Below are 12,411 nucleotides of genomic sequence, written 5' to 3' on the forward strand. Positions count from 1 at the left end.
CAAACCCCTCCTTCCTTCACTTCTTAGATTGAAGGATCAATCAGTCCAATCTAATCCTTCTAAAAATTTGATTATATCTTTATGAAGCTGATCACGCTCGACATCCGTCGTAATGACATGTCCTGATTCCTCATACCATTTCAAGCTCTTATTCTCACTACGGGCAGAATCATGGATGATGTTTGCGGAATCAACATTAATCATATGGTCATGGCGCCCTTGTACGACAAAGAGGGGCACGTCCACTTGGCTCACATGGTCACGCACGTCCCCAATCAGTCCTTGCAGAGCCTTCAATGTCTCCATTGGACGCTTCTGAAATTCCTGCATCTCGGCCGTTATGACGTCTTCACTCTTGCCCTCACGCTTTTTGTATTCACGGGCATATTCGAGAACCCCTTTATACATTGTTTCTTCACTTTTTATATACATCGGTGCACACATGGGTACGATACCCTTCACAGGTACAGTGTAACCTAATTTCAAGGAAAATACCCCACCCAATGATAGACCTGCAACAGCAATTTCTTTATGCCCCATTGCGCGCAGTTTATCATAGCCTCTCATGACATCCTTCCACCAATCCATCGGTCCGTAATCTACCAGCTCCTCAGGCGGAACTCCGTGGCCTTTGTATTGCGGTGCATGACTTGTATATCCATTCTTCTCAAGGAAACGGCCAAGCATACGGACATCAGCGCTGCTGCCTGTAAATCCGTGCAATAGCAAGACAGCTCTGCTTCCTCCCTCGAAAGTAAATGGCTTTGGCTGTGTCAATTTCATCTAACTATCCCCTTTTTACAATGTATGTACTTTAAGTTTACGATGTACAATGGGCAAAGGCTATTAATTCGCCCCTAGACATCAAAAAAGCCCGGCAGTTCGCCAGGCTACGTTTGCTTGCTCAATATGATATTACTTGCCGAATAAGGATACAAGTACCGTAAGAACAAAGAATAAAACAGATAGAACGATTGTTGCACGGTGTAAAATCAAATCCAGCCCGCGAGCCTTTTGTTTCCCGAAAAGCTGTTCAGCACCGCCGGAGATAGCACCTGATAATCCAGCGCTTTTGCCGGATTGAAGCAAGACAACGGCAATTAAACTAATGCACGTAATAACCAATAAAATAATCAGTACAGTATGCAGCACGAACAAATACCTCCTAATTACGGTCTACTCAATATTACCACTTTACCATACCGGCCTTTTTTTCACAATAACAAACCTGCCAGCAGAGGAGTTATTTTACTCATAGTCGGGTATAAAATAAAGAATGGTTTAGATTACCCTTAGAAGGGGGAAACGGCAATGTTTAATTACATCATGAAACGGATTGATTATGTCAACCTTGTTGGATTCATCGCAGGAAGCCTGATTTTGCTCTTTATCAGAGCCGAATATTTCATCGGAATTCTCCTGCTGGCAGCTGGTGCTCTCTTAATCACGTCTAAAATGAACGGAACCTTAATGATGCATCTTGTAACGTATTTCGTTCATTTATTTTTGATTGGCATCATTCTTTATGGGTTGATTGTTCCTGCTGAACAACTGTGGAGTGAATATGGCCTCATTGCGATTATAGCCTTGGCCATTGCGGTCATGGCTGTCTTAGTGCGAACAAGCACAGGAGCGCTCAGCTTATTTTGGTTAAGCTTACATATCTTGATTATTATACAGGCAGTCATCGGCCAAGGACTCTTCCTGTCTACTTATTGGAGCATCCCTTCCATCCAGCAGGCTTTTTACTCTTTCTATCCATTGCTGATTGCCTCTTTCTTAATAGGTGTATTTTTTGACCGTTTTCAAACTGAGCTTAAGCGAGAGTACAACAGTAAATAGGAATTAAAGAAGCTGCTATCCGCTCTTGCGGATGCAGCTCTTTTCATTTTGATGAGAGGCGGATGTTCAACCCCGATGGATCGTTTACTGCATATATATCATCAAACTTCTTAACATCAAAACCTAGCCCCTTCAATCGCAAAACTGCCTCTTCTCTTTCCTGATCACCTGGATAGACGATAGTATAATGCGCGAGACCAATGCTAGTTGGAGATGCAGCAGGGATACCCCGCCCGTTCCATACATTCAGGCCAATATGATGATGATATCCTCCCGAGGAGATGAACAAGGCTTGCTCGCCATAACTGGTTACGACGTCAAAGCCTAACCCCTCACAATAAAACCTCTCTGCCCTTTCCAAATCAGCCACATGAAGATGGATATGTCCCATAATCGTGTCCGCCGGAAGGCCGCTCCAGCCTTTTTCTGTTCCAGCCTGCAGTAGATCACGGGCATTTAATCGCTCTGTCGTCATATGAATCTCTTGATCTTTCCACACCCAGTCTGAATCCTCGCGGTCTGTGTATACCTCAATACCATTATCATCCGGGTCCTGCAAATAGATGGCTTCACTGACATGATGGTCTGAAGCGCCAATCCGAATATTGTTTTCTATTAAGGACTTTAGGAAATCAGCCAAGTCTGAACGCTGAGGGAGGAGCAAGGCAAAATGGTACAAGCCTGTTCGATTGGGCTCCTTTGGAGACACCCCTTCTGGCTCTACCAGGGTAAGGAGCGGAGTCTGTCCATCCGCTGTCAAAACCGCTCTTTTTCCTTCTCGCTTTAATACTTGGAAGCCGATAACAGATTCATAGAAATCCAATGATTTTTCCATATCATTTATCTTTAATTCGAGATTTTCAACATATACACATGGCTTTTGATGATAATTCATACCTGTTCACCCGTTTTCGTTATTTTAGTGTAATTATACGTAAAATTTGTATGAATGGCGAATAATAAGTCAATTCCACTCACAAGCTTTAAGGATAAATTCCCGGTAAAATAGATATATTTACTGAATATTCAGTTTTAATTATGGTAATATATCCTCCTTCCTATTATTATAGTCTGTAAGAAGAAAGAGGGGGGTATTTGAATGGACTATGCTTTATTAACTTCCGTCATTCTATACATGGCCTTAATGCTCGGCATTGGGTATTTTGCATTTCGACGGACTTCTAATTTAACGGATTACATGCTCGGAGGCCGAAATCTTGGACCTGCCGTAACGGCTCTTAGCGCTGGGGCTTCAGACATGAGCGGCTGGCTTTTAATGGGGCTGCCGGGTGCCATGTATGTATCTGGCTTAAGTGCATCATGGATTGCAATCGGACTGACAATCGGAGCCTGGGCAAACTGGCTTTATGTGGCACCGAGACTTCGTGTGTATACACAATTGGCGAAGGATTCAATCACTATTCCAGGATATTTAGAAAATCGCTTTGGCGACTCCTCAAAAATGCTTCGTCTTATTTCAGGCTTGGTTATTATGATTTTCTTTACCTTTTATGTCTCCTCAGGGATGGTATCAGGCGGCGTGTTATTCCAAAGCACCTTTGGCCTTGACTATCATTCTGGCTTAATTATCGTCAGCCTTGTCGTCATTGCCTACACCCTTTTTGGCGGATTCCTTGCCGTCAGCTGGACGGACTTCGTACAAGGACTAATCATGTTTATCGCGCTCATTCTTGTTCCAATCGTAACCTTAATAGAAGTTGGCGGCATGGGAGAGACCATTGATACCGTTAACTCGATCAACCCAGCATTCATGGATATTTTTAAAGGTGCATCCGTGCTCGGCATAGTATCATCTGTCGCGTGGGGACTTGGTTATTTTGGTCAGCCTCACATTATTGTCCGCTTTATGGCTATTCAGTCGGTGAAGGAAATTAAGAAGGCGCGCAGAATCGGGATGGGCTGGATGATTTTCTCCCTGATTGGCGCTATGCTGACCGGATTTGCCGGGATTGCCTATTTTGCCAAAAACGGACCCGAGCTCAAAAATCCAGAAACCGTCTTTATTGTATTAGGTGAAATCTTATTCCATCCAATCATTACCGGGTTTTTGATCTCAGCCATTCTAGCCGCCATCATGAGCACCATTTCCTCGCAGCTTCTCGTCACCTCCAGCTCATTGACGGAAGATATATATAAATCATTCGTTAAACGAACAGCCACGGATAAGGAACTCGTTTTCTTCGGACGGTTATCCGTTCTGATAGTCGCAATCATTGCCTTATTCTTATCCTGGGAGAAGAATTCTACCATCCTTAATCTTGTCGGTTATGCATGGGCAGGCTTTGGTGCATCTTTCGGACCGCTCATCCTGTTAAGCCTTTTCTGGAAACGAATGAACAGATGGGGAGCCTTGGCCGGTATCATTGGAGGGGCCGTGACTGTTATTGCCTGGTCATTCTTCGGTTTATCCGATATCTTGTATGAAATCATACCAGGATTCGTGGTCAGTCTTTTGGCCATTATTCTCGTCAGCCTGCTGACGGCTAAACCAAGGGAAGATATCGAAGGTCAATTTGATGAGTTTAAGGAATTAATGAAGTCATGATTATACGTGAGTTGATCCCTCCCTTATAAACCATTAAACCTTATTTTCCATACACCTTTCTAGAATAGGAACAGCCGAGAGTACCTGTCGCTCTCGGCTGTTCTTATGTCATTTAACTGTGACCTTTGTTGCCTTACTCTTATTTTTCGCTTTATCGTAAGCATAAACGCTCAAGACCGTTCCTTTTTTCTGTGCTTTAATTGCTAAGGAATAGCTTCCCTTTGCATTAACTGTTGCTGTCTTCAGGTAAGTACTGCCACGGTAAATTTTTACCGTTCCATTCTTTTCAGCCGTTCCTGTCATCTTAGTCGTTTTGCTTGTCACTTTATTAACCTTTGGCGCAGCTGGAGGTGTTTTGTCGATTACAGTCATCGTTCTGCCTGAACTGAAATTGCCTGCTGCATCCTTGGCTTTTAGGATAATCTTCGTTCCAGCTTTCTTCTTCGTTATTTTGATTGAATACGTACCAGAACTGCTTGCTTTTGCATTTGCAATTGATTTACCGCTCACATAAGCATAAACCCTAGATCCTTTTTCAGCGGTTCCTTTGATGGTAGTGTCATTGTCATCGATAGTATTGACTTTCGGCATGCCTGGAGGTGTTTTATCAATTACAGTTATTGTATTGCCTGAGCTAAAATTACCTGCTGCATCCTTCACCTTCACAAGAACCTTCGTCCCGGCTTTTTGCTTGCTGATTTTGATAATATAGTTGCCTGTTTTGCTATCAGCCTTAGCACTGCCGATGGATTTGCCTTTCACATGCGCATAAACCATTGAGCCCTTCTCTGCATTGCCTTTTATGACGATGTCGTTGTCATCGATAGCGCTGACTTTCGGTTTGCCTGGCGGTGTCCCATCTGTTACAGCAATGGTCTTCTTCTCATGGACAAGCCCTTTCGCATCCTTTAACGTAAAGGTGAGCTTGGTCCCTTGTTTTAATTTACTGCTAATAGCAAGAGAATAAGTCTGATCGGCAGAGGAAATGTCTCTATTTTTCACTTTATCCGACCCAGAAACAGTAATGGAGTAGCCCTTTGCCACATTTCCTGTAACTTTGGTTGATTGGTCAGTAACCTTATTAACTGTAAATATAGATTTCGCTAAATAAGCAGATGAGACGTATCCATTTTCTCCACTGCTTGTCTTAACTGGATACCATACGAATTGATTATTCTTTGCTTTTGTCTCGTCATAAACGAAATTTCCTGCAATCGTCAAAGGTGTCCCCTTCACGAGACTCCTTAGTTCTTTCTGAGATGTACCAGGAGTTTTTCGTAGCTTAACGCCATCCGTAGTCGTGATGACCTTGCTATTCATAACAAGTGCAGCGTGCGATGTCGTAATAACATTTGGTATCGTATATAACTTCTTTTTAAATATAATATTATTTGTGCTATTTGAATCATATTCAAAGTCACTCTTTACAAAAGGATACCTGGCTAATGTCCTACCCTCGAGATGATATCTATTCAATGCAGCCATGACCTTTTCCTGATAGGCATTCGAATTAGTCTGAATAGGATCCCTATCCTTATAGATTGGACTATTTATCGGTTTCGTTCCATTATACGCCATCACCGGAAAATACCAGCTTTCAATCACGTATTCTGTTCCTCCGCTAAGCTTAGGCAAATCTCCTCTATTGTACATTTCATTTAAAATCTCTGCACCAGCTCGAATATTATAGGCAATATCATTCTTCAAACTTGTCTGGTCATAGTCTGCCTTATTCGTGATTTGCATAATCCCAATACCTCCATCACTCGAGATATTAGGCTTGCCATTCACAAACTGTTTCCATCCAGATTCCACCCAAGCAACGGATTTCAATACTTCTGGAGGAATCCCTTGTTTAATTGCTTCTTCAGTCAGCAATCGATTGATATACTGAAAACTAGGATTCTCATTTTCCGCTGCCGATACATTACTCCAACCCATTCCCACGGCCAACATAACCAGTAGCCCAATCCTCACAAAAAATGATTTCACTTTTTATATTCTCCTAGCCTATTAAGATATAAACATTCTAACATATTTAAATAATAGGAAAATACACCAAACTTTAGTTTTTGGAGATTCGAAGACATATATTTCACCTTAACAGGAAAACTAGACCGCCTTAAATAGACAGTCTAAACAAGCCATTCGCCTGCAATACATGACAGATGGCACCACATTGAGAAACTGTATGGAAAAATCCACTTTTGACCTTTCACGCTTGCATAAAAGCTTGTATATAATGTTTGCAAGTGACAGAAAACGAGAACATTCATCCGGCAAGGAAGCCATTGCGCTTAGAAGCGTTATTTTTCTCGCCTTTCTTTTAACATTCTATTTGGACAACCTTGCCTTATACATAAATAGAGGAGGAATCGATTATGCCTGTAAGTGCTATCGTGCTCGACTTAAGCCCATGCGGCATTGGCATCATCAGAAGTCTTGCCTCCATGGGCGTTCATGTTCACGCCTATGATTGTCTGGAAAAATACAAAAAGGGTCGAACTCGCTTTGCTACCTGCAAGCCATGTCCCGACCCCCTTACCCACGATGAGTTTCTCCTTCAATTCCTCCTAAAGGAACGACAGCTCTTTGAAGAGGATCCCATCTTATTGGCCGGTTCAGATGAATTTCTGCTATTCATGTCTAAATATCGGACAAGGCTGGCTATGCATTATCGCTTTTTATTTCCTGATTCCTTATTCATTGACTCCATTATTGATAAGCGGCTTCTCATCAAGATGATGGAGGAACATCATCTTCCAGCACCCAAAACATTAGTTGTCAATAATCCATTACGCTATCGGACGATCCTGCGAGACATTCCGTTCCCCTGCGTCATAAAACCTGTCTTCGGATATGAATTTCGCAGGCATCTGAACCGGAAAGTTATCGTCATTGAGGATCTCAATCAGCTGCGAAAAGACCTAGCCCATTACAGTCTATTCGGAGAATTACTCATTCAGGAAATAGTGCCAGGACCAGATGAGGCTATCTACCAGGTCGGTGCTCTTTATGATGAAGGAAGACAGCTCCGAGCTGCCTTCATGGGGCGAACGCTCGATCAATATCCAACCAAGTATGGTTCATGTACGCTAGTTGAGAGCATTGTCGAAGAAGAGGTCCTAAAAGAAGGTCTCCGTATCCTCGAGTTGCTCAAAGTAACCGGCATCGCAGCAGTCGAATTAAAAAGAGATTGCACTGATGGAAAACTGAAAATCCTCGACATTAAGGCAAGATCATGGCTATGGCACTCCTTGGCAACAAGATGTCGTATCAATCTTCCCTATCTGTACTGCTTAACATTGCTTAACAAGCCCTTTGAACCAGCCCTGGATCAAAAAGAAGGCATCCAATGGCTTCATCTTATCCCTCATTTTCTTTCCGCACGCGAAAAACGTCAATCTAAGAAGTTGACCTGGTCCAGATTGGTTCACACGCTTTTCGGGCCAAAGGAATTCGCCCTTTTTAAATGGAATGACCCGATGCCCGCCATCCGCATTGGTATCTCCAACCTGCTTACAGAATGGCGAACGAAAAAGACTATGAAGAAACTCAATCAAAAATAAAATTGCCCCATAACTGACATTTGCCTGAAGGAATGGGGTTTTACATAACCTCTACTTATATCAAATGCTGAATCAAAAAGACCACCGGCGGGACAGCCAACGCTGGTAAAAGATTGAGAGTTTTAAATTTCTTAATCCCCAAAATGCTCAAACCTGATGCTAATATCAACAGTCCGCCTACAATTGACACTTCATTCAATAAGTCTGTGCTTAAAGATGCCTCCATGAAACTGGTCAACAAATAAATCGACCCTTGCCAGAAGAACAAAACGATTGCCGCCATCATAATACCGATCCCAAAGGTGGATGCGAGCACAATTGAGGTAATGCCATCGAGCATCCCATTGGCCATTAAATATGTATAATTATTGTTCAAGGCCGCTTCGATTGGACCGAGAATGGATAATGTTCCGATACAAAATAACAGAATGGCAGTTGATAACCCCTCTGCTAAATTTCCGTTCGAATAACAATTAACTAAAGTATTGAATCTTCCATCTAAATCCAATTTCTGTCCAAGCACCCCTCCAACGGCCAAGCTGACGATAAACAGGACTGGATATTCACTCAGAGGCAAATGCTGCACAACCGCATTTATGCCCAGTCCCATCGCAGCCAAACCCATGGCATGCATAAGAATGGTATGATATTCGTCCTTAATTCCTTTCTTAAAAATACTGCCAATCAAGCTGCCTGCAATAATCATTGCTACATTAAAGAGCGTGCCATACATATCCCCCTGCATCTCCCATCTGTCTGTCTTTCTTCATTCTTCATTTTATCTTAACGCATATTCTATGCATATAGAAAAACAACACAGCTAACTGACGAGACATTTGCACAAAAATAAAAAGAAGACTAGTTCTCTAGCCTTCTTTTCCATGACCGTCATAATAATGATTTTGACGTACAGAGTACTGAATATAACGAAAGATTTTAGGATGGATCCTTCAGCTCAGATACCCGCACACATTCATAGCCTTCAGATTTTAAATATTTTAGAATCGGCTCTATTGCCTCCACGCTTGTTTCATGGATATCATGCATGAGGATGATGGAGCCGTCTTTTACATTTTCCTCAACGATTTTTAGTATTTGAGCCGGGTCGTGTGATTTCCAGTCTAATGTATCGATTGTCCACAATACTGTCGGGCTGGTGATAGAGCTTTGAACTTGTTTATTAATGGCCCCATATGGCGGGCGAAATACAGTAGATTCTCTACCTGTCGCACTCTTTATAGCATCATTTGTTCTTTCGATTTCTTGAATTCCTTCTTCCTTGCTTAAGGTAGAAAGATCTTTATGATTCCATGTGTGATTCCCTAATTCATGTCCTTCATCTGCAACCATCTTAGCAACTTCCGGATAGAAATCAACCCTGTTTCCCAGCATAAAAAATGTCGCTTTCGCCTCATACTTATTCAAGAGCTCAATAATCTTCAAGGTGTTTTTTGGATGAGGACCATCATCAAACGTAAGTGCCACTCGTTTACTGCTTATTGAAGGCTCTTCATCCTTTGGCTCTTCTTTCTCGATTTGTTTATCAGGTTCTTGATTCTCTTGACCTTGATACTCAATGAGTAATCTATCCTTCCATTCATCTGTCAATAAATCCTGTATTTCTTCTAATGGGACGATAATTTCCGGCATACCTGCCGCCCCAGCTGTTACTTCATACTTATTGAATTTAAATACAGCCGACTTATCCTTGAAATATAAATTAGAAAAATGATTCTTCTCATTCATAGCCCAATCCTTCAATTCCTCCTCAAAAAAATATGGGCTGTATTCCTTTGAATTCTTGAATTTTTCACTAATGAGCACATATAGCTCTTCTCTGCTTTGTTCAGTATCCTTTAAGATTTTTGTTGGCTGAATAAATTTCCCTTCCTCTACGTCTACCAAATAAATTCTCGATTTTTGCTCGCCATTTGCCCCTGCTACATAACTTTCTTCAGAAAATACAATTGAATAGGTATTTTCAGCGTTGTGGTAAATCTCAACCAGTAAGTACAAATTAGCCACCTGATTTTTTAGGTACTCCTCGTTCTCATTGACAGCTGTTAAGAAATCCTTCTCAACAGAAGAAACGTAATTATCTATCTCCTTATTTAATCCCTTGCTTTTAAATTTGGGATAATGCACCGCCATTTGATATTTTTCTTTATCCGTTATTTCTGTTATTAGATCCACTCCTGGATATTTAGAGGATGCTACTTTTAATTCGTTTGTTTTTGCTTCTTCTTTTCTTTCTTCCTTAATATCTTGAAAGAAACCGAAAATAAGATAGCCTGCTAACAATAAACCCAATACAAATAAAATACGATACAATACTTTTGTTCGTTTCATATATACACTCCTGCCGTTTACCGCTTCTGAGAAATTTATGCTAAATAAGTAAAGAGAACCTCCTCCCTTTTAATTGGGGAGGAGGCGTTGCAAATATATTAGATGCATTTGTAAAGGATTCAAAATCTTAAATTTAGGCGAGATAACTTCTATATCCCTTATCATGTTTTCTGGCGAAATTCTCTTCATTGCTAAACAAATAAATAATTCCCTCAATAAACCCTATGATGGCTGGGATATAAGTCAACAAAAACAATAGGTAAATGAGCCCCATTCCCCATCTTCCCAGGTAAAACTTATGCGCTCCAATACCCCCTAAATAATATTCCAAGCAGTCCTGCGACTACTTTACTCTTTGTATATCTGGCTCCTAAAGGTGCACCATAGGCATTGCTTCCTGCTGATGAAGAGCTCGCAGCTCCTCTCCTCCACCAGCGTTCATAAACACCATCGGTTGATTACTACCCTTATCCTCTAGTTTCTCCATTTTTCTTTGATTCTCTTCAAATAATTCATCAATACATTTTTTACAATAATTGTTTCCTTTCAGCTCTGTGTTACAATTTTCACATATGAATTTACCACAACCTACACATGTTCCCACAGCTTCGACATCATTATGTACGTAACAATTTAGCATAAATAAACTTAATCTATAGGGCGTTAAACTTGGCAATTAATCATTAATCATTGAAATGTAGAAAAATCCCCTACCAGTAAGCAGAAGACCAAAAAAACGCCTCCTCCCTCTAATAAGGGAGGAGGCGTTTTACATTCAACCGCTAATTAGCGTTTGATGTTGTAGAAAGATTGTAGACCTTTGTATTCAGCTAAATCGCCAAGCTCGTCTTCGATGCGAAGAAGTTGGTTGTATTTAGCGATACGGTCTGTACGGCTCATAGAACCAGTCTTGATTTGACCAGCGTTTGTTGCAACAGCGATGTCCGCAATTGTGGAATCTTCTGTTTCACCAGAACGGTGAGATACAACAGCTGTGTAGCCAGCACGTTTAGCCATTTCGATTGCATCGAATGTTTCAGTCAATGTACCGATTTGGTTAACTTTGATAAGGATAGAGTTAGCAATGCCTTTCTCGATACCTTCAGCAAGCTTTTTAGTGTTTGTTACGAACAAGTCATCACCTACTAATTGTACGCGATCGCCGATGCGCTCAGTAAGCAATTTGTGACCTTCCCAGTCGTTTTCATCTAAACCATCTTCGATAGAGATGATTGGGAATTCGTTGATTAATTCTTCATAGAAGTTAACCATGTCTTCAGAAGAAAGACCAGTGCGGCCTTCGCCTGCTAGATCATATTTCTTCGTTTCTTTGTTGAAGAACTCAGAAGATGCAACGTCCATTGCAAGGTATACGTCTTTACCAGCTTCGTAGCCAGCTTTTGTAATTGCTTCGATGATTACTTCAAGAGCTTCACGGTTAGAACCAAGGTTTGGAGCGAATCCGCCTTCGTCACCTACAGCTGTGTTCAAGCCTTTGCTGTGAAGAACGTTTTTCAAGCTGTGGAATACTTCAGCACCCATGCGGATAGCTTCTTTGAAAGTAGGAGCTCCAACAGGCATGATCATGAATTCTTGGAAGTCAACATTGTTGTCAGCATGAGATCCGCCGTTGATGATGTTCATCATTGGAGTTGGAAGCTGTTTTGTGTTGAATCCGCCAAGGTAACGGTATAAAGGAATGTTTAGGTAGTCAGCAGCAGCGATTGCAGCAGCCATGGAAACGCCTAGGATTGCGTTCGCACCTAATTTACCTTTGTTTTCAGTTCCGTCAAGGTCGATCATCGCTTTGTCGATGCCAGCTTGGTCAAGAACGTGCATACCGATGATTTCTTCAGCAATGATGTTGTTTACATTATCAACTGCTTTTTGAACACCTTTTCCAAGGTAGCGGCTTTTGTCGCCATCACGAAGCTCAACTGCTTCGTATTCACCAGTAGAAGCACCAGATGGTACTAATGCGCGTCCAAATGCGCCAGATTCTGTTTCGATTTCTACTTCAACTGTTGGATTACCGCGAGAGTCAAGGACTTCACGTGCATATACGTCAATAATAATTGGCATTTG

At 41.6% G+C, this 12,411-nt stretch carries 12 protein-coding genes; 3 read left to right on the forward strand and 9 right to left on the reverse strand.

The genetic code is table 11. The annotated features are described in order from the left end of the window. Positions 1–36: 36 nt before the first annotated feature. Together CYL18_RS10965 and secG are read right to left on the reverse strand one after the other, a co-directional pair. Entirely contained in the window at positions 37–783 is a 747-nt protein-coding gene (locus CYL18_RS10965; RefSeq protein ID WP_104849546.1) for an alpha/beta hydrolase, read from the reverse strand. Positions 784–915: 132 nt separating this feature from the next. Continuing rightward, positions 916–1,149 carry a preprotein translocase subunit SecG gene (gene secG, locus CYL18_RS10970; protein ID WP_104849586.1) on the reverse strand — a complete coding sequence of 78 codons (234 nt, stop codon included), beginning with the start codon at positions 1,147–1,149 and terminating at the stop codon, positions 916–918. A gap of 162 nt (positions 1,150–1,311) precedes the next feature. On the opposite strand from secG, the gene CYL18_RS10975 reads away from it, so the two are divergent. Next, positions 1,312–1,842 carry a hypothetical protein gene (locus CYL18_RS10975; RefSeq protein ID WP_104849547.1) on the forward strand — a complete coding sequence of 177 codons (531 nt, stop codon included), beginning with the start codon at positions 1,312–1,314 and terminating at the stop codon, positions 1,840–1,842. A gap of 43 nt (positions 1,843–1,885) precedes the next feature. Here CYL18_RS10975 and CYL18_RS10980 read toward each other — a convergent pair whose 3' ends face one another. Beyond that, the gene (locus CYL18_RS10980; protein WP_104849548.1) at positions 1,886–2,737 is read right to left on the reverse strand and encodes a VOC family protein; all 852 of its coding nucleotides are present in this window, start codon (positions 2,735–2,737) and stop codon (positions 1,886–1,888) included. Positions 2,738–2,941: 204 nt separating this feature from the next. On the opposite strand from CYL18_RS10980, the gene putP reads away from it, so the two are divergent. Beyond that, a complete protein-coding gene (putP, locus tag CYL18_RS10985) occupies positions 2,942–4,408 on the forward strand; it encodes a sodium/proline symporter PutP (RefSeq protein WP_104849549.1) in 1,467 nt (488 codons plus the stop codon). A gap of 108 nt (positions 4,409–4,516) precedes the next feature. Here the strand turns inward: putP and CYL18_RS10990 are convergent, their stop codons facing one another. Further along, positions 4,517–6,400 carry an Ig-like domain-containing protein gene (locus CYL18_RS10990; protein ID WP_104849550.1) on the reverse strand — a complete coding sequence of 628 codons (1,884 nt, stop codon included), beginning with the start codon at positions 6,398–6,400 and terminating at the stop codon, positions 4,517–4,519. Positions 6,401–6,789: 389 nt separating this feature from the next. Between CYL18_RS10990 and CYL18_RS10995 the strand changes: the two genes are divergently transcribed. Further along, positions 6,790–7,977 (forward strand): carboxylate--amine ligase, encoded by a 1,188-nt coding sequence (locus CYL18_RS10995; protein ID WP_104849551.1) that lies wholly within the window; start codon positions 6,790–6,792, stop codon positions 7,975–7,977. Positions 7,978–8,032: 55 nt separating this feature from the next. On the opposite strand, the gene CYL18_RS11000 is transcribed toward CYL18_RS10995, so the two are convergent. The 5 genes from CYL18_RS11000 to eno form a co-directional block, all read right to left on the reverse strand. Then, a complete protein-coding gene (locus tag CYL18_RS11000; protein WP_104849552.1) occupies positions 8,033–8,710 on the reverse strand; it encodes a DUF554 domain-containing protein in 678 nt (225 codons plus the stop codon). Positions 8,711–8,913: 203 nt separating this feature from the next. Then, positions 8,914–10,326, reverse strand: coding sequence for a polysaccharide deacetylase family protein (locus CYL18_RS11005; RefSeq protein ID WP_104849553.1), 1,413 nt, complete (start codon positions 10,324–10,326; stop codon positions 8,914–8,916). A gap of 133 nt (positions 10,327–10,459) precedes the next feature. After that, positions 10,460–10,600: a TM2 domain-containing protein gene (locus CYL18_RS11010; RefSeq protein ID WP_236636387.1), complete on the reverse strand. Its 141-nt coding sequence runs from the start codon at positions 10,598–10,600 to the stop codon at positions 10,460–10,462. Positions 10,601–10,696: 96 nt separating this feature from the next. Beyond that, a complete protein-coding gene (locus CYL18_RS19505; protein ID WP_236636390.1) occupies positions 10,697–10,930 on the reverse strand; it encodes a hypothetical protein in 234 nt (77 codons plus the stop codon). Positions 10,931–11,112: 182 nt separating this feature from the next. Continuing rightward, complete coding sequence (gene eno / locus CYL18_RS11020) at positions 11,113–12,408, reverse strand: phosphopyruvate hydratase (RefSeq protein ID WP_104849556.1); 1,296 nt, start codon at positions 12,406–12,408, stop codon at positions 11,113–11,115. Positions 12,409–12,411 lie beyond the last annotated feature (3 nt).

It is taken from the genome of Pradoshia eiseniae, assembly GCF_002946355.1.
Lineage (GTDB): Bacteria > Bacillota > Bacilli > Bacillales > Pradoshiaceae > Pradoshia > Pradoshia eiseniae.

Excerpts from the sequence above, each read along its gene's own strand:
- CYL18_RS11005 (WP_104849553.1), bottom strand. The coding sequence starts at position 10,326 with ATGAAACGAACAAAAGTATTGTATCGTATTTTATTTGTATTGGGTTTA.
- CYL18_RS10995 (WP_104849551.1), top strand. The coding sequence starts at position 6,790 with ATGCCTGTAAGTGCTATCGTGCTCGACTTAAGCCCATGCGGCATTGGC.
- putP (WP_104849549.1), top strand. The coding sequence starts at position 2,942 with ATGGACTATGCTTTATTAACTTCCGTCATTCTATACATGGCCTTAATG.
- eno (WP_104849556.1), bottom strand. The coding sequence starts at position 12,408 with ATGCCAATTATTATTGACGTATATGCACGTGAAGTCCTTGACTCTCGC.
- CYL18_RS10975 (WP_104849547.1), top strand. The coding sequence starts at position 1,312 with ATGTTTAATTACATCATGAAACGGATTGATTATGTCAACCTTGTTGGA.
- CYL18_RS11010 (WP_236636387.1), bottom strand. The coding sequence starts at position 10,600 with ATGGGGCTCATTTACCTATTGTTTTTGTTGACTTATATCCCAGCCATC.
- CYL18_RS10980 (WP_104849548.1), bottom strand. The coding sequence starts at position 2,737 with ATGAATTATCATCAAAAGCCATGTGTATATGTTGAAAATCTCGAATTA.
- CYL18_RS10965 (WP_104849546.1), bottom strand. The coding sequence starts at position 783 with ATGAAATTGACACAGCCAAAGCCATTTACTTTCGAGGGAGGAAGCAGA.
- CYL18_RS11000 (WP_104849552.1), bottom strand. The coding sequence starts at position 8,710 with ATGTATGGCACGCTCTTTAATGTAGCAATGATTATTGCAGGCAGCTTG.